Raw genomic sequence first — 26315 nt, 5'->3', positions numbered from 1 at the left:
AAAATAAGCACGGTATCTTTAATTTATTAGTTATAAAAGTAATAAATTTAATAGATTATATTCGTAAAGCCCAATCATTTTGATACAGATGAATGGGCTATTTTTGTGTTAGAGACATCCCTCACGTGTCCTATTAACAAGAACAAGATTATTCCTTTATTTTTTGGGTTTTCTAAAAGCGAGTATGCTAAAATAGGAGGGTATATAGCTATAGTATAGATACTTTAATCAAGAGATAGGAGTGTATCTTTTTGGGTGCAGAATTAAATCAAAAATTATTTAGTGCGGCAGATAATCTCCGCAGCAAAATGGATGCGTCAGAATATAAAAATTATTTGTTGGGGTTGATTTTCTATAAATATTTATCCGATCGTTTGTTGGAGCAAGTAGTCCTTTTAGCAGATGAATCCTTAAAAGAATATGACACCGTAACCAAACAAACCAAGTTGTACCGTGAGTTACTCTCAGATGAGGAGTCAAAGGAAGATTTGATCGCTACGATCGTGGATATTTTAGGTTACGCGATCTCACCAGAGTATCTTTTCAATGTGTTAGCAGATCAAGCAAAACAAGCAATTTTTCAATTGAATGATTTAAATAAAGCATTCGTACAACTTTCAACGACCTATGACCAATTCAATGGGTTATTTGATGATGTGGATCTCCAATCAAAAAAACTAGGAACAGATGAGCAACAACGAAACGTGACGATTACCGAAGTCATTAAGAAATTGAATGACGTGGAAGTTTTAGGTCACGATGGGGACGTGATCGGGGATGCGTATGAATTTCTGATCAGTCAATTTGCTTCAGAAGCAGGGAAGAAAGCCGGAGAATTTTACACGCCTCATATGGTTTCTGATATGATGGCACAAATTGTGACGTTGGACCAAAAAGAACGACGATTCTTTAGTGTTTTTGATCCAACGATGGGTTCAGGTTCATTGATGTTAAACGTACGTAACTACTTAACTCACCAAGATAACGTTAAATATCATGGGCAAGAATTAAATACAACGACATACAATCTAGCAAAAATGAACTTGATTTTACATGGGGTAGATGGCGAAGATATGAATCTCCGCAATGGGGATACGTTGAATAAGGACTGGCCAACAGATGAACCTTACACATTTGATGCAGTAGTAATGAACCCACCTTATTCGGCTAACTGGTCAGCAGATACGACCTTCTTAGATGATTCTCGGTTTAATCGCTATGGGAAATTAGCGCCAAAATCCAAAGCAGATTTTGCGTTTCTTCTTCATGGTTTCTATCATTTGAAGGAAACAGGGACTATGGCCATCGTCTTGCCACACGGAGTTTTATTCCGTGGCGCTGCAGAAGGGGTCATTCGTCAAAAATTATTAGAAGACGGCAGTATTTATGCTGTGATCGGTATGCCTGCGAACTTGTTCTTTGGTACATCGATTCCAACGACGGTGATTGTATTGAAGAAGAATCGTCAAACTCGAGATGTATTATTCATTGATGCTAGTCGTGAATTTGTTAAAGGGAAAAATCAGAATAAATTATCGGAAGAAAACATTCAAAAAATCCTCGAAACCTACGCTGAAAGAAAAGATGTCGAGAAATACGCTCATTTGGCAACCTTTGATGAAATCAAAGAAAATGACTATAACTTAAATATCCCACGCTATGTAGATACGTTTGAAGAAGAAGAACCAATTGATATGGTTCATGTCGGAAATGACATCAAGAAGATACGACAAGAACAGCAAGTGCTAGAAAAAGAACTTTTGGAAGCTATCTCTTCCCTGCAAACAACACCTGAAAATGAAGCGTGGTTACAAGGCGCGTTGGAGGTGTTCAAACATGAGCAATAATAGACAACCAGAAATTCGGTTTCCAGGATTTATGGAAGATTGGGAAGAGCGTAAGTTAGATGAATTGGTGGAGCAAATTATTAGAGAAGTTCCTAAACCTAATAAACCTTATTACAGAATGTCTGTAAGGTCTCATGCTAAAGGCACTTTTAGACAATTTGTAGATAACCCAGATAACGTTGCTATGGATAAATTATTTATTGTAAAAAAAGATGACCTAGTCGTAAATATTACATTTGCATGGGAACACGCAATAGCAGTGGTAAAGGAAGAAAATGATGGTTTATTAGTATCGCATAGATTCCCAACCTATAGAGCGGATGGAAAATCAGATATAAAATTTTTAAACTATGTAGTATCTAAAGAAGATTTTAGAAGGAAATTAGAATTTATATCTCCAGGAGGCGCGGGAAGAAATAGAGTTCTTAATAAAAAAGACTTTTTAAAATTAAAAATCTTTGTTCCAAAAATTGAAGAACAGCAAAAAATCGGTAACTTCTTCAAACAACTCGACGATACTATCGCTCTTCATCAACGTAAGCTAGATTTATTAAAGGAAACGAAAAAAGGCTTCTTACAAAAAATGTTCCCTAAAAACGGAGCAAAAGTGCCAGAAATTCGGTTTCCTGGATTTACGGGAGATTGGGAACAGCGTAAGTTAGAAAATCTAACCAATTTTTTCTCTGGGTTAACTTATTCACCTAATAATGTTCAAAATAATGGAACTCTCGTTTTACGATCATCAAACGTCAAAAATAACGTAATAGTTTCAGCTGACAACGTTTATGTTAGCAACGAGGTAGCAACCTCTGAACATGTTCAAGTTGGCGATGTAATTGTTGTTGTTCGAAATGGATCACGTTCTCTGATTGGAAAACATGCCTATATCAAACATGAAATGATAAACACAGTTATTGGAGCTTTCATGACTGGACTTCGTTCCCCATCACCAAAGTTTTTGAATGCACTACTTGATACACAACAATTCAATGTAGAAATTCAGAAAAATCTTGGAGCGACAATAAATCAAATTACAACTGGCGAATTTAAGAAGATGCAATTCACAGTACCAACAGATGAAGACGAAAAGGAAAAAATTGGTAGTTTTTTCCAAGAACTCGACGACACCATCGCTCTTCACCAGCGCAAATTAGATTTACTAAAAGAAACGAAAAAAGGCTTCTTGCAAAAGATGTTTGTTTAGGAGGGAAGAAAAATGAAAATTAGTCACCGTGAGGAAGCGGAAGTCGAAGAACAGTTGATTCGTGTACTTGGAGAAGGGCATAATCAGTGGGCGTATCGTCCAGATCTAAAATCAGAAGCGGATCTGTGGCAGAATCTTCGAGAAAAAATTGTTTTTAACAATCAAGCAGAGTTGAATGATTTTCCTTTGACCGATCGGGAATTTCAAACGATCAAAACGGAATTATTACTACGAACGCAAACACCTTTTGATGCTGCCAAATGGTTGAAAGGTGAAAATGGCATGGCACGAATCACGATTGAACGGGAAGATTCGCAGTTAGGCTCTATCTCACTGGTTCTTTATTCGAACCAAGATATTGGTGGGGGGATCTCTACCTATGAAGTGGTGCATCAAATTGCGAAACAAGGAAGTAGTGCAGATGCACGGGATCGCCGTTTTGATGTCACGCTACTGATCAATGGCTTGCCGATCGTACAAGTTGAGTTGAAGCAAGTGACCGCTAAAGATGGCGTTTATCAGGCATTTAACCAAATCAAAAAATATGCAGAAGAAGGAATGTTTCGGAACAATATCTTTTCGACTTTACAGTTGTTCGTTGTGTCAAATGAACAAACGACTCGTTATTTTGCGAATGCATTACCGAAAGACTTACATCGTAAGTTTTTATTTAGTTGGCGAACGAAAGATAATGAAAAAGTAGAGAACTTGTATGAATTTTGTAAGCAAGTATTAAATATTCCAGATGCTCATCGGTTGATTGCGGATTACACGATCGTTAGTGAAGATCAAGACAATAAAACGCTCATGGTGTTACATCCTTATCAAGTCCATGCGATCCAAGCATTGTTTATTGCTGCAAATAAACATCAATCAGGTTATGTTTGGCATGCGACTGGTTCAGGAAAGACATTGACTAGCTTTGTATCTACTAAGCTTTTAGCACGAAAATCGGGGATTGATCGGACGATTATGTTAGTGGACCGCAAAGATTTAGATAATCAAACCACCACAGAGTTTACAAAATTTGCTTCCGAATTTAATACGGGGATTTCTTCGGGAAATGCCAAAGCGAATAGCTTGATTGTAGGAACGGGGAGCGCCAAAGAATTAAGTGAGACGTTACTAGCAGATGCCAATGCGAATGTCGTGATCATTACCACTCGTCAAAAACTGGATGCGGCATTGAAATATGCGAAGAAACAAGAAGAGAAAAAAGGAACCAATCGCTTCCAAAAATTGATGAGTCAACACATCGTTTTTGTGGTCGATGAGTGCCATCGGGCGTTAAGTGCTGAAAATATGGAAGAAATCAAAAAAATGTTTCCGAACTCTACTTGGTTTGGATTTACAGGTACGCCAATTTTTCCTGAAAATCGGAAGCAAGCCAAAGGGCAGCTGGCACGTACGACCCATGACCAATATGGAGAAGTGCTGCATACTTACACCATCAAGAATGCTCTAGAAGATGGTTCCGTTTTAGGATTTCAAGTAGAGCATGAAGATACAGTTGAGCCAACTTCGCTAGCGAATAAAATTTACCGTAAATTAAAAGAAGTAGATAAATATGTGGACTATTCACCAGAACAGATCAATCAGATGATTGATCAAATGGAACCTATCAAGAAAGAAAGTTACTTGGAACCAGCTACTTTTGAAGTAGAGGAACATATCCAGAAAGTGATCCATAAAATATTTCGTCCAGATAACGCCTATACGAAATTCGATTTTCGAAATGGTCGTCCGACAAAGTCTGCAATCTTAACCACAAGCTCTATTGACATGGCTAAAAAATATTATCGAGCGATCAAAGAAATGACGAAAGAACCTGACTGGTTAACAAAAGAATTTCCAGATCAGCCCATTCGTGAAGGACGAACGATGGAAGATCTTGATTTTCCACGTATCGCTATTACGTATTCTTTAGAGGAAAATAACCAAGATTCTAGTGCGCAACAAAAGGAAATGCAGAAAATTATCGAGGAATACAATCAGTATTACCATACCGCATGGTCATTAGCGGATATTGAACGTTATAACGGGGATATCAATAATCGTTTAGCAAGAAAAAGAGCGGAGTTCAAACAATTTGGGAAACAAATTGATTTAGTGATCGTGGTAGATCGGTTACTGACGGGATTTGATGCGCCAACGATTCAAACATTATTTGTGGATCGTAATTTAGAGTATGCTGGATTGATTCAAGCCTTTTCGCGTACTAACCGTACGTACCCGGAAAAAACAAAAGGATTAATCGTTACATTCCGCAAGCCAGCGACAATGGAGAAGAATGTCGCAGATGCAACAAAATTGTATTCAGAAGCAAAAGAAGAATCAGGCTTGATTTATCCAAATTATCAAGAATCGAAAAAAAGATTTAAAAAAGCGTATAGTAAGTTAAAAGAATTTTCGCCGATTGAATCAATTGATGAGCATTCGCCGATTGAAACACGTGTAGAATATGTCAAAGCATTTCAGGAATTAAATCGAGCCTATGAAGCATTAGTAACCTATGATGATTACAATGATGATATGGCAACCTCTCCGACTTTGAATAATCAGACCCAACTCTTAGAAGAACAAATCGGTGTATACGAGACTATAAAGGGCTCTTTAATGGAAGAAAAGGTAGTACCTGATGGCAAGGACCAAGATTTTTCTACGATTGAATTCTATAATGAACATACGATTAAGTTGTACGATATTGATTCTACTTATATTGATCAATTGCTAGGGACTTACGCAGCAAACAGCACCGATGCCAGGGAAGAAATTGAGAAAGCTTTGACGAAATTGAATAAAACTGAAGGTGTGAAAGAAGTTTATCGTCAAATTTTAAATGCGTTTGACCTAGGAACATTAGATAGTAAAGATGATATTTTTGTTATCAAACGTCACTACTTTACACAAGCGAGAGATCAGTTGATTCATACTTTCTCTAATGAATGGTTCGTTTCAGAGAAAGAGTTACATGCTTCGAATATGCAATATATGATTGGGGAGACTAAAATACCTAATATGAAAGCAATTATCAACAGTATGAATTACGAAGGATACAAAGCTAATCACCCAGAAGCGAAGCCTTTTAAATATCCACAAGAAATGAAACGAGCATGGCGTAAAATGTTAGATGATGAATTGATTCCTCTTGAGAATGAGTTGAGGTAAAAGGAAAGAGTAAAAGAAACTGGATGACAACAAATAGATGTTATGATGAAAGTTGTTAAAATTTCAACTAAAAAATATAATAAACTAAAGCGAAGCTATTGATGATGAGGTGAATGCATTGACACAACAGAATAACTTGCTTGAAGAAGTAAATTTAGATAATTTCTCTAAATGGTATCTTGAGAATAAAGAAGAATTATTGAAAAACGCCGAATCATGGAAAAAAAAGAATGATGTGTTAGCAAATGAGTTCCTCAATGAATGGCCACTTGAAAGACTTAGCACGATGACTCTTGATGAATATGTAAGTGGGAAAGGGCCTCAAAACAAATCACTATGTTATGAGTTAGAGCATGGAAAATATGCGAAGCTCTACCTTGGAATAAAAGGTGGAAGTGCGGGGAAATTCGGTATTTATTGGAGTAAAAAAAATCAAGCATATTGTGACCAGAATAAGGAAATTATTTTGGCAGATGTTCTTGATGATAAATTTGCCAAGTTAAAAAATGATTTAATTACAATAATAAAAGCAGGAATAGCAAGATCTTTTGATGATGATGCGTTTACCTATAATAATTCTTTTTATAGTAGACCATCTATGGTAATGAAACTATTATGTGCTTACTCAAAGGGTCCGATTTTTTCTGGTATCAATATGAATAAGGACAAGAAAGAAGTTTGGGAGAAGCTTGTCTCATCAGAACAAAATGGTGGTGCATATAAACGAAACTTTGATATTACTACTATGATCTCAAATAAGCATCCTGAACTAGATGGAGATTTGTTAAGTACTATTCTTTGGAGTTATAGAAATGTAGTAATGGATGACGCTAAACTTCCATCACATTCTAAAGAAGGCGTTAGAAGGATGAGTACTTATCAAAACCATTATTCTAATCAATTGGTAATGGCTAAAAACCTTATTCTACGTGGAGCTCCTGGAACAGGGAAAACATTCCTTGCAAATGAAATGGCAGCTGATGTTGTTTCAAATGGTAGAACGACACAAATCAATGAATTAAGTATCGATGAAAAAAGTCAAATTGGGTTTGTCCAGTTTCATCCTAGTTATGATTATACGGATTTTATTGAAGGGTTACGTCCCACAACTTCAGATGATGGCGTTGTCAGTTTTACTTTAAAAGATGGAAGCTTTAAAAGTTTTGTTGAAAAAGCAAAGAAAACAAAGAGCGTAAATGGACAAGATAATTTTGAAGAAGCTTGGGCTAATTTTTTTGATGCAGTGATGGAAGCTAGTATAGAGGGAGAGGGATATAATAAACTTGAAACATTGTCTGGTAAACCGGTACGTAATCTACTAGCTTATGAAAGAAATGCAATTCAAGGAGTTTATCCTGCTAAAACTACTATTTATTTAAACCATGACCAAATATATAATGTTTATCGTGGATTACCGGGTACGCCAAAAGGTGGATTTGATGCATATCGAAAAGCGATTGTAAAACACTTAAAAGAAGAATTTGGCTTAAAAAACTATACGGCATCAACGGTAGATTCTACGAATAACCAAAACTATGTGTTTATCATCGACGAAATCAATCGAGGTGAAATTTCCAAGATTTTTGGTGAACTATTTTTCTCAATTGATCCAAGTTATCGTGGATATGAAGAAGGTGTTTACACACAGTATGCGAATCTCCATGCAAATCCTGAAGAAAAGTTCTATATTCCTAACAATGTTTATATTATTGGAACGATGAATGATATTGATCGTTCTGTTGATACGTTTGATTTTGCTATGCGCCGGCGATTTACTTTCTTAGAAATATCAGCAGAGATGTCAGCAAAAAATATGCTGATTCAAGAGAAAACGAAAAAGCTTATGAAGCGTTTAAATGATGCGATCATTGCCGAAGAAATAGGTGGATTATCCACTGATTACCAAATTGGTGCTAGTTATTTTTTAGGTGTTGATAATGGTAAGGAAACAATGAAAGAATTGTGGAATACTAAGTTATATCCATTGTTGAAAGACTATTTCCGTGGGGAACATCAGGCTGCAGAAAAATTATTAATGATAGAAGAGGTCTATTTTAATGACGGTGATTCAGATGAAGCTGAAACCCATACTTGATAATCAAGAAATCAATGACTCAGTTGCAAAGCATCCAATCATTGCGAATTTGGTAAATCGTGATCTCAATAGTTTATCAAAAGAAAACTTTATTATTTTTCCACAACAGTTAAAACAATCCAAGGATCTAAGCGAAGATAACTTGATATTCCAATCCAGAAATGGAAAAATTTGGACTTGTAATATTGTTGGTATCTTAAGTGATTCAACGGATGAATTAAAAATTCATTCCAGATTCAGCAATCAAGCGAATCAAGAGGATTACTTTTTACGTTATATGCTTCAACGTGTTTTGAATTATAATGTCATTAATTATCATTTTAGCTCATCTAAAAAGATGTCCTACTATGATTTGTTAGTGTTTCTTTTCCCTTATTATTTGAATGAAGCAATGCGTAAAGGGTTATACAAAGAATATGTTAAACGAGAATACAATAATGCTAATATCAAGGGGAACATTGACATTGCAAGACATATTCGATCGAATGTCCCTTTCGTTGGGAAAGTTGCTTATCGAACACGAGAGTTTAGTTACAATAATCGTCTAACCCAGCTCATTCGCCATACCATCGAAAAAATCATAAATGAATACGATTTTTTGCTGAGTGGAAATAAGGATACAAAAGAAAACGTAACTCTAATCAAACAAGCCACACCTGATTATGCCAAAATCAATCGTTCTGATATCCTTCAAGAGAATATTATTCATAAAGTCAAACACAGCTATTACGAGGAGTATTCGGCTCTTCAACAACTCTGTATCCAAATTTTATCCGAAGAGAAATCAGGATTTGGAAGTGACAAACATCAGATACATGGGATCATTATCGATGTGTCTTGGCTATGGGAAGAATATATTGGGAAAGTCACTGGGTGGAAACATTATGGCAGAGATAAAGGGTTAGCAACAATGCATTTATTTCAAGAGCCCAACCGTTCCCCACGATATCCAGATTTTACATTTAATAATATACTAATTGATACAAAATACAAAAAACATCTTGATACTAGAAATGACTATAATCAGTTAGTCACATATATTCATATTATGAATTCAGATCAAGCAGATATAATGAAAGGCGGCTTTCTGCAACCTACCTCTGATCCTCGTCCAGAAAAACAAGGATATGAAAAAATAGGTATGTTACATGGATTAGGGGGAGAAGTATTTACGTACCGATTTTTTATCCCTCAAGCAGTTTCAAGTTATTCTGAATTTGTAAAACAGATCAAAGAGGTGGAAACAGCATTAAAAACTACTTTTCAATAAGTAGAAGCCATAGCAATTTTTCTCAAAAAATTCAGTAAAATAATTAATAGGTGTGATCGGATCCTGATTATCTAAAATAGAAAGAAAGTTATGCTAAGTAAACTGAGAAGATAAAATACATCTATTCCCACATTCGAAGTGGTTTATAAATACCATTTATTTACGATACCCACACCATAACCACCCCACCCACCAAACCAGGTTAACTCATGAACGAGTTAACCTGGTTTTTTACTCATATTCCAACATCTTAATAAATGTTTTTTACGTTTTTTTGAAAGAAAGTACGTTACTTAATGAAATTTGGCACGATAAAGTTTATCAATGGATGTCTAGAGATAGGGATCTATTTTTTGTTGGTTTCGGCTTATTTCAAGGGGCTACTGCTTAAACAGCGCTTTAGAATGAATGATAAGCTTGAGGTTCCAAATAAATCTTTAAATAAAAATAACGATATTTTTAATCATCAACTTGATAAAGCCTTTGCATGTCTATGTTGTAGGTTATTAAATGACAAAACTAGTTGTTTTTTGATAAAATCACATACGTTATAAATTGAAATCTGTCAGTCGTTTAGAAGGGAGAAGGGATCAATGAAACCATCTATTCGTCAATGGATAGCTTAGGATTTAATAATGGATTTTGAGGTAACTAACTCATATGTTGAAAATAATCACACCTTTTCATTATTCAAAAGATGAAAAAAATAATGAATGAGTGAGAGAATAGAAAAAATATTTTCTTGCTGATTAGGTATAGTGTATTTCATGTTAGTTAAGAAAAATAAGTATGTCATAAACATAACTAGCAAGCTCTTTTAATATGAAATGATAAAAATGAGAGTGATTCACCCAATGAATAATCACTGAGTCATTTCAAATAGAGTGACGTATGAAAGGAGAAATAAAAATTGTTATGAGATTCAATCGAAAAATCATTTTGTTTGTTCTGCTAATAGCTATTGCAAGCACTTATTCCTTTATCTTTTTTAATAATACAGAAAAGATCGCAACGACAGGAGATATTGCTTTTCATTTTTCCAGAATCAAAGGATTGGCTTCTGTATTTTCGGGTCCGATCAATTTTACTACATTCAATAGTTATGGTGGTGGGGTCAACTTTTTTTATCCTTATCTAACCCTATTTCCAGCTGTAATCTTTTACTGGATTACCCATAATTTGATCTTAAGTTATATGTTATATGTTTGGGTACTGAATGTGTGTACCATCCTCATCACCTTCTATTACGGACGGAAATTTTTTAAACGTGTAGATGCGGCATTTTTATTTAGTTGTTTCTATACTTTTTACGGGTATCGAATGATCGATATTTACCAACGTTCAGCGATTTCAGAATCAATTGCTCTGACGATTATGCCAGTAGTCCTCTACTACACGTATAGACTTCTTTTTGAAAAGAAGAATTGTGTGATTCCTTTAGCTGTTAGTATGAGTTTGCTTATTTATACGCATGCTCTTTTTACGTTTATGGGCGTAATAGTTATTGGGCTTTTGTTTATCGGTTCACTTTTGGCTAAACGAAAAAAGAAAGAAAATGTTTTGGACTTGTTTGTTGGAATGGCAAAAGCTGTCGGCTGGACGATTCTCTTAACAGCGTATGTTTGGTACCCAATGCTGCAGCAAGTCCTGCATCAAAGTATCAATCGTCCTTTCCGCACAAACCTTCAGGAGCGGGGAGTGAACATTTTTGAAAGTTTGTTTGGTGCGATGACTAATGATTTGACGACATTTACAATGGGAACGATTGGTGTCGTGTCATTAGTCCTTCCGCTTTTCTTTTTGAAAAGATTTGAACGAAGAGAAAGAGTCATTTATTTTTGTGCAGTAGCTACGTGGTTTTTATCGACGAATGTTTTTCCATGGTTTCTTTTCCAAAATACACCTATCCAATTGATTCAATTTCCTTGGAGAATCTTAGGGTTTCAAGTGCTTTTCGGATCATTGATCTTGGTGATGGTCTTTTTGAAATGCAGACCAGATCAGAAAAAAAGTATATGGCGGACTGGCGGAATCGTCCTCCTGCTTTTGACGCTAACAGTAGTAACGAAAATAAATTATACGCAAAAAATCCAATCCTATAACGGTCGTCTGATTATGACAAAAAAAGAGATTAAGCATTACACGACTTCAGGGACAGGGGGACTTTATGATTATGCACCGTCTGATGCACTGAAATACAAAAAACAGTTGAAAAAACATGAAGTAAAAGTTGGGAATGAATGGAAAAGTAGTTCTCATAAAGCGTATGATTCAAAAATCATTTATACAGTGGAAGATGCGCAAGGGCAAAAAATCACGTTACCTGTGTTTGATTATTGGGGAACCGTTGCGAAAGTAAATGGTCAAACGACTAGCATAGAAAATGATGACGGGTTAGTAGCGGTTAAAGGAAAAGAAGGAACGACTACGATTGAGGTTTCCTCTACCTATCCGCCAACGATGATTCTTGCATTACTAACAAGCGTTGGAACTTTTTTATTTATCTTTATTCGATATTTGCTGAGAAGAAAAAATTTAGTAAAAAGTAAAATGGTCCTCTGATGAAGGGATCTAAAGTGAATGGCAGTGCAGAACAAACGTGAAATTGAATAAAGAAAATTTATAGAGTTGCCTTTTATTTTATGGGTGAATAAGTTGTCTATTAGAGACACCATTTTCAGCCATTTTTGAAATAGCAACCAATGATCGTATTCCTCAACAATACCGCTAGAAACAAGGCGGGCGTTGAGGATTTTTTTGTTAATTGTATCAGTCTATTTGTTTTAGCTGTTTCTCTTGTGCCTAATGGTTTAAGTTTTGTATATTTACAGCAATTACGGAGAATATCTGAACAAAGAGTTAGATGTATTTGATACTAGTCATAATTGATAAATGAGGGATTGCGTTTTTCCGTGTCTCTTTATAGTTGATCAGTATTTTCTATGGCGAACTACTCCTTAGAAACCTACATAAAACTTTTCTTGAGTATCTGATTCTGATTTCGTAACAGTTAAACCAATTTTCTAGTTTGCAGATGAGGGATTGGTTAGAAATAATTTTTCAAATTTTCGGCATAATCTCAAGTTTGGTTTGTTAGAATGAGTGAAACAATCAAGGAGGAGTTTTATTAATGAAAAAGGGGATATTGTTGGCTGTGGGGTTGTTGTTTGTGCTAGCTGGTTGTGGAACGGATCAGGCAAAAGATGCTTCAAGTAAATCGACAGACACTATTGTTACAAAAACAAGTAAGACAGGTTCAACAACGACGAAAGAATCTGATAAGACTGAATCATCCAGCTCATCAGAAACAAAGGGAAAAACAGAGTCCACGGCGACGAGTACATCAGAGTCAACTCAAACTACAACGGCTGAGTCTACGACACCAAGTAGTCAGCCAGTAGAAAAAAATAGCTGGGATGCGAGTAAAGCGACTGAATTAGCTACGTTTATGTCAACTTGGGGTCAGGAAATGGGACAACAGTATAGAAGCTACAATGATCATGTGAATGCTAATTATTATGGATTGCAAGTACCACAATACATTTTTGATGGGCAATGGTCTATGGTGATTGATCAAACACCGGTCACCGTAGAATGGTCAGAAAATGGCAGAGGACAAGCGGGATTTGAATTAGTGGCGATCTACTCTGATATCGATCATCCAAAACCGTCTGGAGCTCATTTGTATTTCTTTGGTTTCCAACAAAATCAACCTAAGGTAATGGTGACTCAGCAAAACCAAGGAAACCCAAACAATTATTTGTATTTCAAAGAAACTGAGAATAATGAATTGAAGAACGGTTTCGAGCGGATTGTGAATAGCTAGAGGAGATGTCCTTCCAAACTTAGAAAGAAAATTTCTTGGAAAAGAGGTTGTGAAAGCATTGGTTAGCTCCGATAATAATAAGAAAGAATTTTTAGAAACAGTTTCTCGTGTTTTTGAAAAATTTAGGCTTATTTCAAGGAGCTGATGCTTGAACACCATGGAACAGAGGTTGTGAAAGCATCGGTTAGCTCCGATGCCAATAAGAAAGAATTTTTTGAAACAGCTCCTCATGTTTTGAAAAATTCAGGCTTATTGCAAGGAGTTGATGCTTGAACACCATTTATCTGTTTCCAGAGTAAAGAGTGAGATGGATGTCTCAGTCTTTTTTTTGTTTCTGAAAGGATAATTTGCTAAATAAAACAGAAAAATTTATGAAAAATTCCAATAATTACGTTATACTTATTATGATTTTTTGAAAGGAGTTACTAATGAAAACAAAGAAAAAATTGCTCTTATTTGTTATATTAATACTTATTGCGGGTCTTTATTCTGTGAATTATTTTAGGCATGCACAAACGATTTCTACGACAGGAGATATCGCATTTCATCTTTCCAGAATTAAAGGATTATCCTCTATATTCTCAGGACCAATCAATTTTACGACTTTTAATAGTTATGGCAGCGGTGTGAACTATTTTTACCCCTACTTGACCCTTTTTCCAACGGTAATTTTTTATTGGATTACCAATAATTTGATCGTAAGTTATATTTTATACGTATGGGTGTTGAATGTTTGTACCATCCTATTGATGTTTTATTATGGTCAAAAATTTTTAAAGCGAGTAGATGCTGCCTTTTTATCTAGCTGTCTGTATACATTTTATAGCTATCGAACGATTGATATTTACCATCGTTCAGCGATTGCAGAAGCGATTGCACTGACGATTATGCCTGTAGTTTTGTATTATGCTTACAAAATGATCTATGAGAAAGCAACAGCTGCGATCCCGTTAGCAATCAGTATGAGTTTGCTTGTTTATACGCATGTTCTCTCTACTTTCATGTGTGCGTTTTTCATTGGAATGATGATCATAGGCAAACTGATTGTGAATAAACTAAATAAGGAAGAAACCATTCGCTTGGTGTTGGAGATGTCAAAAGCTGTGGGAATGACGATTCTTTTAACAGCCTATTTTTGGTATCCTATGTTCAAGCAAACCATGTATCAATCCATCAATCAGCCAGGAAAAACAGATCTGCAAAATCAAGCGATCAATGTATCTGATAGTTTGATTGGGGCCATGAATAATGATTTGGCCTCCTTTACAATCGGGATTATCGGGATTGTTTCCTTGATTCTTCCGCTTGTGTATTTTAAAAAGCTAACGAGCAAGGAAAAAGTGATTTACCTGATTGCAGTAGCTACCTGGTTATTATCAACTAAGCTGGTCCCATGGGCACTATTGCAAAATACACCCGTTCGATTGCTTCAGTTTCCTTGGCGGATATTAGGGTTTCAGGTACTTTTTGGCTCATTAATTTTATCCATTGTTTTTAATAGGATGGTATTTGGACAGAAAAAAAGAATTCTTAGTATCGCAGCAATTGTTTGTTTTATGTTTGTTGTTTCGGCAGCCACTAAAGCCAATTATAATCACAAAGTGCCAACACTAGGTGACCATTTAGAGGTGAATAAAGACACTCTAGGTAGTTACATCACTGTAGGTGTTGGAGGGGTCCTTGACTATGCACCATTAGAAGCCATGAAATATAAGGAGCATTTGCAAAAGCATGAAATAAGAGTAGACAATGAATGGCAAACAGCAGCATATAAAGCTTCTGATTCCAAAATAGTCTATACAGTCAAAGGTGCTAAAGATAAAAAAATCACGTTACCCGTGTTTGATTACTGGGGAACTACAGCAAAAGTGAATGGGAAAAATACCAAGATTGAAAACAATGAAGGATTAGCAACATTTGAAGGAAAAGCAGGAACAACGGTAATTGAAGTTTCTTCTAAGTATCCCTTTACAATGATTCTTGCTTTTATTGTCAGTCTAGGAAGCTATCTTTTTGTTTTTATTCGTTTCTTGATCGGCAAATGTTTTGTTTCGAAAAAAATTGCGTAACATAAATATTCGTACTAGGACAAAAAACTGAAAGATTCATTTTTATTTGTAAAAGACGGGACACCGAAACATCTAGTGAGATCACTAGGTGTTTTTTTATTCTTATTTAGTTCATGATGAATGACAGTAGAAAAAATAGACAACATCGAGTGATTGATTTTTAGAATAAAGTTGAACGATTATGATGGCAAAAGAACTTTTTATGAGTTTAAAGTTATTTAATAGTATTTTTCTAGTATTTTTATAGTGGGTTGCATTATATAAATATGTGGAAAAAGTATATACATAGCTTTTTGTTTATTGATAAAAATAAACAATTTAGCTGTTGGAAATCCGATTTTAGCGAATGATGTTTATTGTTTAAGTATATAAAGAAGGAGAAAATATGATGTTTGAAATATTTAAAGGGAAAACTATTTCTCTAAGTAATCCGACTGTCTTATTAAGTCATAGTTCTAAAAATAAAAATTATGGTGATCTCATCCGAGACCTATTGGTAAGCTGTGGAGTTCCTAATGATATGTTATTGTATTCTTCTCATAAAATGAATGAAATACCAGTTGGCAATAACATTTTTGACTATCTCGAAAAAACTATAAAAGTAAAAAAACATGCAGTTTTTTTACTTTCTGATGACTATTTCGAAAGTACTGCTTGTTTAAATGAAATGGGAGCTATTTGGCTCAATCAAAATCAGTACACACAATTATTTTTACCTGATTTTGATTTAAAGCATCATAGCTATTTAAGCTGTTGTATAAATAGTAAAGACAAAGGGATATTTTTAACTGGAGATGACCGTTGTCAAAAGGGTTTAACAGATTTTGTAAGAAATATTCTAAGGGATAGCTTTTTATCATTTAATGAGACAGAACTGGCTTATAATGCGGAGATATGTTGTAAGAATTTAAGAGATTTAATCCCCAGAGATAAAGTATGGAAATCAAGAATTAGTGAAATAACGGAGAACAAAGGATATGTTTTCGCTAAAATTGAAAATTTAATTCCTACAGGAGAAGTTTTTAAAGAAGGTGAAAATCACTGGTTACAATTAAACACGAACTATTTTCCTGAAGCAGAATTAATGAAAGTGGGAGATAGGATAGCATTTAAAGTGAAGGATTTTACAGAGTGCAAAAGTTTTCAAGAGTTAAAAAATTATAGAAATATATATGCTTATAGAGAAACACTTGAGATTATTGATTAGTATAAGCTATATTAGGAAATTTTATGCTATTTTGTAGAATATATGTGTAATAGAAAATACAAGAATGACTTTTATTTATTAGAATATTAATGAATAAATTGGTTTGGCTATCCAACCGTATTAAATAAGAATAACGCATATTAGTGAACAGAAAAGGAGTCGCTTTCTGTTCATTTTTTATAAATTTCAAAAAGCTATCAAGTGATAACAGGTGAGACGTCCATTTAACTGTCAGTTATTTTTTCACAGTTGCCAGTGCCTATCAGTCTCATAAATGACATATAAGTCGTTAATCATATTCATAAAATTGAATATTCTTTAATGAAAAAACGGTTTGATATTTTTAGAGAGAAATCCAGTTTTTTTTAATTTGTTTCATCAATGATTATTGGATAAGGCAATCTTTCAGATTCGACAGAGATCCTACGCTTATAAGCATTTTTTTTCACCCAGTCAATGGTTAATACAGAATTTGAATAGATCATTATCTAGCAGTCTTGCTTTTAATGCATTGATTAACACTTAACAAGCAGAACCCCAGATTCAACATTCATTTGTTCGTTTATTAATTTTTTTTCATAACTAAGTTATTGCTAGTCAATTTATTGTAAAGTAACGTATGAAATAAATGGACTGATAACGTAGCTTCTGAAATTGCCGTTTGAGCTAGTGTAGCAATGAGGGATTTCAGCGTTAGATTGTTGCTAACAGAAGATGAATGGGGTGGGGGAACATGAAGAAACATTATTTGGCTTGTTTGTTGTGTCTGTTCTTTTTATTGGCTTTGCCAGTACAGGGCTTTGCAGTAGCGGGTGGACATGGAGGTGGCTCAACGAGAAGCGGTGGATCTGGCGGAAGTTTTAGTGGTAGCTCGGTCGGACATCATTTTTATGACGATCGACCAATCATCGGACGATCACGAGGGTATTATCGATCGAGTTCATACGGTGACGCAGAGGACTATGTATTAATGGGGGCGTCTGTTGGTGGTTTTGCGGCGTTTGCATTATTTAAAAGGAAGAAAGAAGAGCGCAATGTGACCAGAGAGTTATTTTCTCGTATTCCGGGGAAAAAGAAAGCGAAGAAAAGATTGCTTTCAGAGATCGAAACCAGCTTCTTTGCGATTCAAAACGCTTGGGAACATGAAAAAATGGAAAAAGCCTCGCGCTATTATACGAAAAAATTATTTTTGGAGCATCAACAGGTCTTACAAAAGAACCAAGAAGAGGGTATTAAAAATCATACTAAGAAAATCGTCCTGCAACAGTTGGGGAACTATCGTCAAATAGAGGAAGACAGTTTCTCGATCCGAATTGATTTTAGTTGCTATGATTATACGATTGATCGAAAAAATAACCTGCTCTTATCAGGGTACAAGCATCAGCGACAATATTTTTCTCAGATCTGGTATTTCAATTATTCAGACAAAGAACAAAAATGGCAGGTAGATTATATCCAACCGATTTCATTGGGTTAAGGTAACGGTAGGAATGATTAGTGGATGCTGAGTTTATGGATAACAAAGCATAAATCAAAAAATGGCATAGAGGGGGGAGCCGTGATCAGAATGAATCTGGTCGGCTCTCTTTTTTTGTGGGAATGTTTTTCTTTTTTAGTGAAGTACGGGGATACTCATAGGAATGTTAGCCAACTGATGATATGAGCCTAACTATCAGGATTCGTTTTTCAACAGAACTGGTGGAGTAACTAAGAGGAGTGTACCCTATAATAGCTAAAAGAGAATCTCACGTTAATTAATTTCCGCTACCTAGGAAAAAAGTAAGTTTGAAAGCGCATACCTTGGTAGCTAAACTAAACGTGTAAGAAAAAAAGGGGAGATGGTAAAGATGGCAAAAAATATTTTGTTGATTTGTGGTTCTGGTGCTTCTAGTGGATTTATGGCGGCTGCTATTCGAAAAGCAGCGAAAAAAAGAGGGGAAGAAGTAACTGTGAAAGCGGCTAGTGAGTCGCAATTGGATGAACGGATCAATGAGATCAATTATCTGTTGATTGGTCCGCATTTGTCTTATATGTTGGCAGACCTCAAAGCACAAATTGAAGGAAAGAACGTGAAAGTAGCAGTCATTCCACAAGCAACCTATGGCACTTTAAATGGAGATAAAGCACTAGATCTGATTTTAAGTATGGAGGGCTAACGAATGATGAATAAAATTATGGACTTCATGACGAACAAATTTGCGCCAAAAGTAAATAAAATTGTCAAGAATCCTTGGGTCTCGGCGATCCAAGATTCGATCATGGCGGCTTTGCCGTTAGTTTTTGTTGGTTCTTTAGTTACAGTGGTTTCTCTGCTAAAAAATCTTTTTGCAGGTTTACCTGATTTTTCAATGATTAGTAATTTTTCTTTTGGGATGTTTGGTCTGATTGTTTCTTTTTTGATTCCTTATTATCTCATGGAAAAAAAGGGAAACAGCGGTCAAAAGCTGATTTCAGGTGCTACCGGATTAGTGTTATTCATGATGTTACTATTTCCCACAGTATCTGCTGAAGGAAATGCTACGTTTATTCTTTCTCGGTTTGGCGCTACAGGCATGTTTCTTGCGATTATTTCTGGTCTTTTTGTTGCCTGTGTGATGAATTTTGCTGCTAAAAGATCATTTTTCGATGAAGATACACCGATTCCTGATTTCGTGGTGGGGTGGTTTAATAGTTTATTGCCGATTACGTTTATCTTGATCGTTGGTTGGTTTATCACGGTACAAATGAATGTTGATTTCTTTGAAGTGGTCGTTTGGGCATTCAGTCCATTGGCAAATATCGTGCAATCTTACCCAGGTTTTGTCTTATCCGTTTTTATCCCAGTCTTTTTATATACGTTCGGTATTTCAGGTTGGGTGATGATGCCGGCTATCTATCCTGTATATATGGCTGGATTAGCTGCTAATGCTGAGGCTGTTGCAAATGGTGGACAAGCAATGAACATTGCTACTCAAGAAACTTGTTATGCTTTTTCATCAATGGGTGGTGTGGGGACTACCTTGGCCTTGTCTGTGATGATGTTGCTGTTAAGTAAATCAGCACAATTAAAAGCGATTGGTAAAGCGGTCTTTATCCCTTCGATCTTTAATATTAATGAACCATTGGTTTTTGGGGCACCGATTGCTTTTAATCCTTACTTGATGATTCCTATGTGGATCAACGCACTGATCGTACCAACGATTTCTTATGTTGTGATGAATATGGGCTTCGTGAATATTCCTAGTCAATCATTCTTGTTGTGGTACATGCCATATCCATTTACATCTTATTTAGCCACTCAAGATTTCCGTGCGGTCATCGTCTGTCTGTTGATCTTTGTTATTACATGGTTTATCTTCTTACCATTTTTTAAAGCATATGATAGTTCATTATTAAAACAAGAAAAAATTGCTGAAGAACAGGAAGCAGCGCAAGCGAAAGCAATGCAAGCTTCAACTGCTCAATAATTGGAGGTAGTAGTATGTCACAACAGTTTGTGGAAGAAACAGATAGCCTAAACGAATTATCGATGAATATTTTGATTCATGCAGGTAATGCTCGTGAATTACTGGTAAAAGGTCTGAATGCACTGGAGGAAATGGCGTTCGATGAAGCAGAAAAATTGATTCAATCGGCACATAAAGAAGTGGTGATTGCTCACGGCTTGCAAACAGATACGTTACAAATGGAAGCTTCAGGAGAGCAGATCCGTTATTCTACGTTGTTCTGTCATGCGCAAGATACGCTGATGACAGCGCAAAGTGAGATATTGATCGGTGAACATATGGTGCGGTTATTTCGGAACTTTTCAAAAAAATTAACTAAATAGGAGGTATTCCATGTTTAAAGAATACAAAATGCCAAAAGATTTTCTTTGGGGAGGGGCGATTGCTGCCAACCAAGCAGAAGGGGCGTATCAAGTTGATGGTAAGGGCATCAGTCTCGCTGATTTACATGTTTTCCATGCGGATAAAACAAATGCAGAAATTGCGGAAGAGCAACATAAAGGAATGTCTTTGGCTCAGTTGAAGGCGAATATGACAGATGAACAAGGCTATTATCCTAAACGCCATGGGATCGATTTTTATCATACCTATCCTGAAGATTTAGCGCTATTAGCAGAGATGGGCTTTAAAACGTTTCGGACGTCGATTGATTGGTCGAGGATTTTTCCTACGGGCGATGAAACGGAACCGAATGAAGCGGGTTTGGCTTATTATGATGCGTTGATTGATAAAATCCATGAGTTAGGGATGGAGCCGATTATTACGATGCTTCATTATGAAACACCAGTAGATATTACTTTAAACTACGGTGGTTGGCATAATCGGAAAGTGATCGATCTATTTGTAAACTATGGAAAAACAATTTTAGATCGTTACAAAGATAAAGTGAAGTATTGGATCGTCATCAATCAGATCAACTTGATCCAATTTGAACCATTCAATTCAACTGCTATACCTTATGATACGGTGGATCATTACGAAGAAGCTAGTTATCAAGCGATCCATAATCAGTTCGTTGCCAGTGCTAAAATCTATGAATATGGGAAAAAGCTCAACCCTGAAATGCAAATTGGAACGATGGTTGCAGATTGCACCGCCTATCCATTTTCTTGCGATCCAGATGATATCATTTTGGCTTTACGTCGTAATCGGATGGAGTATTTCTATACAGATGTGCAATTTCGAGGGGAATATCCTCAGTATGCGTTGAATTATTTTGCTGAAAATAATATCCATCTCGAGATCACTGAAGAAGATAAAGCTATTTTACAAGCGAATACGATGGATTATCTGGCTATTTCTTATTATTATTCGCAAATGGTCGACTCCAAGAAAAACGATATGAACCCTGCATCGGTGACACCTAACCCGAACTTGAAAGCTAATCCATGGGGGTGGGCAGTGGATCCTAAAGGGTTGTATCATTCACTTTCGCAATATTGGGATCGTTATGGTAAAGCGATTATTATTGCAGAAAATGGCTTTGGAATGTATGACCAGTTGGAAAACGGCAAGATTCATGATGATTATCGGATCGATTATCTGGCTAGTCACATTGAAGAAATGAAACGTGCGATGTATGATGGAGTCAATGTGATTGCTTATTGTGCATGGGGGCCGATTGACATTATCAGCTGTTCATCTGCTCAAATGGAAAAACGTTATGGTTTTATCTATGTGGATCTGGATAATGAAGGAAAAGGTAGTGGTGATCGGATCAAAAAAGATAGTTTTTACTGGTACAAAAATGTGATTGAATCGAATGGAGAAAATTTGTAAAGTCGCCAGTTTAAAGAATAGGTGTGATGCGAGACATGGATTTCGTATCCACCTTTTTTTGAGATAGTGTGGCAAATCAATGGATAGCAACACATGTGTGGGGGAGATAGAAAGTGGCAACGAAAAGGCAAAGAGAGATTATCGCGTATCTTGCAAAACGACAGCAGCATTGGGTCACTGCGACGGAACTAGCAACATTTTGTAACTGTACGACTCGAACCATTCGTAATCAAATCACAAAGATCAATGAGACAGAGCAACAAATTATTTCTAGTAATCAAGGGTATCGGATCAAACAACCTACCCAGGATAAGCAAGTGATCCAAACAACGAATGACCGACAATCACAGTTGTTTTTGACGTTGTTAAAAAGCAATCATGGCATTGATCTCTATGATTTGGCAGACACGATGTTTCTCTCTGAGTCAACGTTAAAAAATGACATCCAGCTTTTACGTAACGAGATTCAAAACAAACAATTGAAATTAACGATCAAAGCCAATCAAATTTATTTAGAAGGATCAGAAAGTGATAAAAGGCGTTACATGATTTCGCTATTGTATGAGGAAGGCGATTACCAGGAAAAACTAAAGTATCATGTCCAAGATATGATTGGCACGCTTTCGCTTATTGATCTAGAGCAAACCATCCATGATGTCTTAGCTTCACACAAAATCAAAATCAATCGCTATTCGATGAACAATATTGTGCTTCATTTTGCGATTAGTATTGAACGGATCCGCCAAGGAAATGATTTGAAAAGTGTGAAGGACTTTCCATTAAGAAATGATGCAACGGAATTTCAATTGTGTGTGGAGATTACTGAACTTCTTTCGAACACTTATCACATTCATTTTTCTGATGCTGAAGTCAAGCAGTTATCCTTACTTTTTATTGGATTACAAAATGAATATCTTACGAATCGCAAAGAGCTATCCTTGTCCAAAATTGTTGAAGCTCGAGTGATCGAAACACTAAATGAAGTTTTAGAGAAAGTCAAAGAAACCTATTTGATTGATTTACAAGATGAAGCTTTTTTCAATAAATTAGCTATCCATCTGCAAAATCTTTATGATCGCTCTCAATATGAACGGTTCACCCGGAATAGCAGCCTTTTAGATATTAAAACAGCCTATCCGTTAACGTATGACATTGCGGTTTACTTGTCGATGTTGGTACAGGAAAAATTAGCGATTTGGTTTAATGAGGATGAGATTTCTTTTATTGCGTTACACATCGGGGCTTACTTAGAAAGCAAAAAAGAAAAAAGGCCGAAGCTGCGAGTGCTAGTTGATCACAACAATTACCATGATTTTGAAGAAACAAACGTTCAAAATATTCGTAGTATGCTAGGGGAAGATGTGGAGATCGTGGCGGTTGATCATCATGAGGTAAGCGTACAAGAAAATGACGTGTATGTCTCTTCTGATCGTGACAGAGTGACTGAAATCAATGGCGCAGTATATGTCCATCCTATTTTGACACGTAAAGATTTTGCAAAGATCCAAAAACGGGTGACTGCCAAGCGAAAAAGTAATTGGCGAAAACAGATGTTTCATTTGATCGATCGGTTTATTATTGAAGATCTCTATTTTAATCAATTTGATCCGACCGATCAGACACCTAAAATGATTCGGGAAAAATTGTTTGATCGATTGTTAGTGACAGGGTATGTGGAGGAAGAATTTTCCCAGAGGATGGAAAAACGAGAAGCGATGTCATCGACCAGTTTCCCATCAGGTATCGCAGTACCCCACTCGCTGGAACAACAGGCGAAAAAAAGTGCCCTTTCGATTATGACCTTGCAAGAAACCCTAAAATGGGACGAATATCCTGTTCAAATCGTAGCTTTAGTTGCCATTTCACAAGATGAAGCCAAAGAATTTAATGATTTTTTTGAAATGTTTATCGAAATCGTTTCTGATCCGATCAATGTGCGATTGTTAGCGGGTGCAGAAAATTTTACAGAATTCATCTTAAAAATGAAAATGTTGGTCGAAACGGAAGAATGATCCGTGAATGTTGAGGGCGTTGGTTTTATTCTTGTATGAGAGGAACGCTCGCTTTTGTCTTAGGGATCACTGCTAATCGATCATTGCCAAAGTAGCCGAAAGCTTTCTATTGATTTTTGGTTACTTTGTTTTTTTGTGCTTGCAGTGATTGAAGGAAGTAATTTAAAACATCTTTCTGCTAACTTCCAATTGAACGGAGGAGTTTAGGATTGCCCGTTTTTCTCTTAGGCAAGCTGATTTCACGTAAAGTAGTGTAAAAAGAAGGCTAAGCTATAGAATAAAATTGTGTAATAAATCTTAGATAGGTATAATGTAAGGCAAAAGGGAGGAATAAAACATGAAAATTGCAATTGCAGGAGCTGGAGCGATGGGAAGTCGTTTCGGTCTGATGTTACATCAAGGTGGAAACGAAGTACTATTGATCGACGGCTGGGCAGATCATGTCCAACAAATCAAAGAGCATGGGTTAAAAGCAGATTTCAATGGCAAAGAAGTAGTTGAGAAGTTACCAGTCGTTCTTCAATCAGAAGTAGGCGAAGAAGATCAGGTAGATTTGATCATCTTATTTACTAAAGCGATGCAATTAGAAAAAATGCTAACAGATATCCGTCCATTGATCAAAGAAGAAACGGAAGTATTATGCTTATTGAATGGTATCGGACATGAAGATATCATTGAAAAATTTGTTCCAATGGCAAACATTTATATTGGTAACACCATGTGGACGGCGGGCTTAGAAGGACCTGGAAAAGTCAAACTGTTTGGAAGTGGTTCAATTGAGCTGCAAAATCTTGGAGAAGGCAAAGAAGAACAAGCGAAAGCACTAGCTGAAAAATTATCAGAATCAGGCTTACATGCGAAATTCTCTGATAACATCCATTATTCCATTTACCGTAAAGCTTGTGTGAATGGCACGATGAATGGATTATGCACGATTTTGGATGTGAACATGGCAGGGTTAGGTCAAACTTCGACTGCGCATAAGATGGTGGAAACGATTGTTCGTGAATTTGCGGCAGTGGCAGAAGCTGAAAATATCCACTTAGATATCCCAGAAGTGATCGCTCATTGTGAATCTTGTTTCGATCCAGAAACGATCGGATTACATTATCCATCCATGTATCAAGATTTGATCAAGAATCACCGCTTGACGGAAATCGACTACATCAACGGTGCGGTTTCAAGAAAAGGGAAGAAATATGGTATTGCAACACCTTATTGTGACTTCTTAACAGAATTGATCCATGCGAAAGAAGATAGCTTGCAGGTAAAATAAAGGGGGATAATTGATGGAACAGACACAAAGCATGTCACCAAAGATTTTTCTGAACAAAGTACTAGCTGGTACAGCAACGGGGATTATCATCGGATTGATTCCTAACGCAGTATTAGGGGCGATTTTAAGATACTTTAGTGGTTCTTCTTTTGCGATGGCTGTTGCTCAAATGGCGGTCATCTTCCAATTAGCGACACCGTTGATTATCGGTGGATTGATTGCTTTGCAATTTGGTTTTGCACCGATGAAGATGATGGTGGTGGCTGGTGCTGCATTTGTCGGGTCAGGGGTGGTGAAGTTTACTCCTGATCTTGGTGAAACAGGTGTGTACGTTGGTGCTGGTACAGGCGATATCATCAATACGATGATCACTGCTTCTATCGCAGTTGGGTTGATTTATCTGATTGGTGAACGGTTTGGTTCGGTAGCGATTGTGTTGACTCCGATCGTTGTTGGTGTCGGCGCAGGGGTGATCGGGTTTTATCTCTATCCTTATGTGGCAGATATTACCTCAGCTATCGGAACGGTTATCAATAATTTCACGACACTACAACCTTTACTGATGTCGATCTTGATTGGCTGTTCTTTTGCCTTCTTGATCATTTCACCGATTTCCACCGTAGCAATCGGAGTTGCGATCCAACTAGATGGTGTTTCAGCAGGAGCGGCAGCAATGGGTGTCGCAGCAACGACTTTCGTTTTGATCGTGAACTCGTGGAAAGTCAATAAATCAGGAGTGACGATCGCCATTACGTTAGGAGCGATGAAGATGATGATGCCTAATCTGTTTCGCAGACCGGTTATTCTCGTTCCTTGTCTGATCAGTGCTGTGATTACAGCTATTCCAGTTGCTTTGTTGTCTATTTCAGGAACCCCTGCCTCGGCTGGTTTTGGGATCGTTGGCTTAGTTGGTCCTTTAGCTTCTTTAGATGCAGGTCTAAATCCGGCTCTTGTTGTTTTGAGCTGGTTAGTCGTCCCAGTTGCGGCAGCATTGTTCACTCAGTTTTTATGTGAGAAAGTATTGAAACTATATGATCGAGCAGATGTGTTTGAATTCTTAGGCTAGTGAAACGGCTG

17 protein-coding genes are annotated in these 26315 nt (G+C 36.4%); all 17 read left to right on the top strand.

Going from position 1 to position 26315, the window contains the following annotated elements; genetic code table 11:
- Nucleotides 1-251: 251 nt before the first annotated feature.
- The 17 genes from AB3I12_RS09240 to AB3I12_RS09160 all read left to right on the top strand — a co-directional run bounded on the left by AB3I12_RS09240 (nucleotide 252) and on the right by AB3I12_RS09160 (nucleotide 26304).
- The gene (locus AB3I12_RS09240) at nucleotides 252-1847 is read left to right on the top strand and encodes a type I restriction-modification system subunit M (protein ID WP_063627576.1); all 1596 of its coding nucleotides are present in this window, start codon (nucleotides 252-254) and stop codon (nucleotides 1845-1847) included.
- Nucleotides 1837-3051, top strand: coding sequence for a restriction endonuclease subunit S (locus AB3I12_RS09235; RefSeq protein WP_063627575.1), 1215 nt, complete (start codon nucleotides 1837-1839; stop codon nucleotides 3049-3051). Before AB3I12_RS09240 ends, AB3I12_RS09235 begins: the two co-directional genes overlap by 11 nt.
- A gap of 12 nt (nucleotides 3052-3063) precedes the next feature.
- Nucleotides 3064-6219: a type I restriction endonuclease subunit R gene (locus tag AB3I12_RS09230; protein WP_063627574.1), complete on the top strand. Its 3156-nt coding sequence runs from the start codon at nucleotides 3064-3066 to the stop codon at nucleotides 6217-6219.
- A 118-nt stretch (nucleotides 6220-6337) separates the two neighbouring features.
- Nucleotides 6338-8314, top strand: coding sequence for an McrB family protein (locus tag AB3I12_RS09225; protein WP_231105518.1), 1977 nt, complete (start codon nucleotides 6338-6340; stop codon nucleotides 8312-8314).
- Nucleotides 8292-9584: a guanosine 5'-monophosphate oxidoreductase gene (locus tag AB3I12_RS09220; protein WP_063627730.1), complete on the top strand. Its 1293-nt coding sequence runs from the start codon at nucleotides 8292-8294 to the stop codon at nucleotides 9582-9584. The genes AB3I12_RS09225 and AB3I12_RS09220 overlap by 23 nt, the downstream gene beginning before the upstream one ends.
- 915 nt (nucleotides 9585-10499) lie before the next feature.
- Complete coding sequence (locus tag AB3I12_RS09215; protein ID WP_063627573.1) at nucleotides 10500-12146, top strand: hypothetical protein; 1647 nt, start codon at nucleotides 10500-10502, stop codon at nucleotides 12144-12146.
- A 568-nt stretch (nucleotides 12147-12714) separates the two neighbouring features.
- Nucleotides 12715-13410 (top strand): DUF4767 domain-containing protein, encoded by a 696-nt coding sequence (locus AB3I12_RS09210; RefSeq protein WP_053766239.1) that lies wholly within the window; start codon nucleotides 12715-12717, stop codon nucleotides 13408-13410.
- A gap of 428 nt (nucleotides 13411-13838) precedes the next feature.
- Nucleotides 13839-15479, top strand: a complete 1641-nt coding sequence (locus AB3I12_RS09205) for a hypothetical protein (protein WP_063627572.1) — start codon at nucleotides 13839-13841, stop codon at nucleotides 15477-15479.
- A gap of 388 nt (nucleotides 15480-15867) precedes the next feature.
- Nucleotides 15868-16686, top strand: a complete 819-nt coding sequence (locus AB3I12_RS09200; RefSeq protein ID WP_063627571.1) for a toll/interleukin-1 receptor domain-containing protein — start codon at nucleotides 15868-15870, stop codon at nucleotides 16684-16686.
- A gap of 733 nt (nucleotides 16687-17419) precedes the next feature.
- Nucleotides 17420-18163 (top strand): hypothetical protein, encoded by a 744-nt coding sequence (locus AB3I12_RS09195; RefSeq protein ID WP_063627570.1) that lies wholly within the window; start codon nucleotides 17420-17422, stop codon nucleotides 18161-18163.
- Nucleotides 18164-18524: 361 nt separating this feature from the next.
- Nucleotides 18525-18842, top strand: coding sequence for a PTS sugar transporter subunit IIB (locus AB3I12_RS09190; protein ID WP_196763502.1), 318 nt, complete (start codon nucleotides 18525-18527; stop codon nucleotides 18840-18842).
- A 6-nt stretch (nucleotides 18843-18848) separates the two neighbouring features.
- Nucleotides 18849-20132 carry a PTS sugar transporter subunit IIC gene (locus tag AB3I12_RS09185; protein WP_231105553.1) on the top strand — a complete coding sequence of 428 codons (1284 nt, stop codon included), beginning with the start codon at nucleotides 18849-18851 and terminating at the stop codon, nucleotides 20130-20132.
- Nucleotides 20133-20146: 14 nt separating this feature from the next.
- Entirely contained in the window at nucleotides 20147-20494 is a 348-nt protein-coding gene (locus tag AB3I12_RS09180; protein ID WP_063627568.1) for a PTS lactose/cellobiose transporter subunit IIA, read from the top strand.
- A gap of 10 nt (nucleotides 20495-20504) precedes the next feature.
- Nucleotides 20505-21950: a glycoside hydrolase family 1 protein gene (locus tag AB3I12_RS09175; RefSeq protein ID WP_063627567.1), complete on the top strand. Its 1446-nt coding sequence runs from the start codon at nucleotides 20505-20507 to the stop codon at nucleotides 21948-21950.
- Nucleotides 21951-22063: 113 nt separating this feature from the next.
- Nucleotides 22064-23962: a BglG family transcription antiterminator gene (locus AB3I12_RS09170; RefSeq protein ID WP_063627566.1), complete on the top strand. Its 1899-nt coding sequence runs from the start codon at nucleotides 22064-22066 to the stop codon at nucleotides 23960-23962.
- A gap of 337 nt (nucleotides 23963-24299) precedes the next feature.
- A complete protein-coding gene (locus tag AB3I12_RS09165; protein WP_034700421.1) occupies nucleotides 24300-25238 on the top strand; it encodes a 2-dehydropantoate 2-reductase in 939 nt (312 codons plus the stop codon).
- Between the two features lie 13 nt (nucleotides 25239-25251).
- A complete protein-coding gene (locus tag AB3I12_RS09160) occupies nucleotides 25252-26304 on the top strand; it encodes a PTS sugar transporter subunit IIC (RefSeq protein WP_063627565.1) in 1053 nt (350 codons plus the stop codon).
- Nucleotides 26305-26315: the final 11 nt, after the last annotated feature.

Origin of the sequence: Enterococcus sp. C65, assembly GCF_040887165.1 — a bacterium.
GTDB lineage: Bacteria > Bacillota > Bacilli > Lactobacillales > Enterococcaceae > Enterococcus_B > Enterococcus_B hirae.
This window is presented reverse-complemented; position numbering and strand designations above follow the sequence as displayed.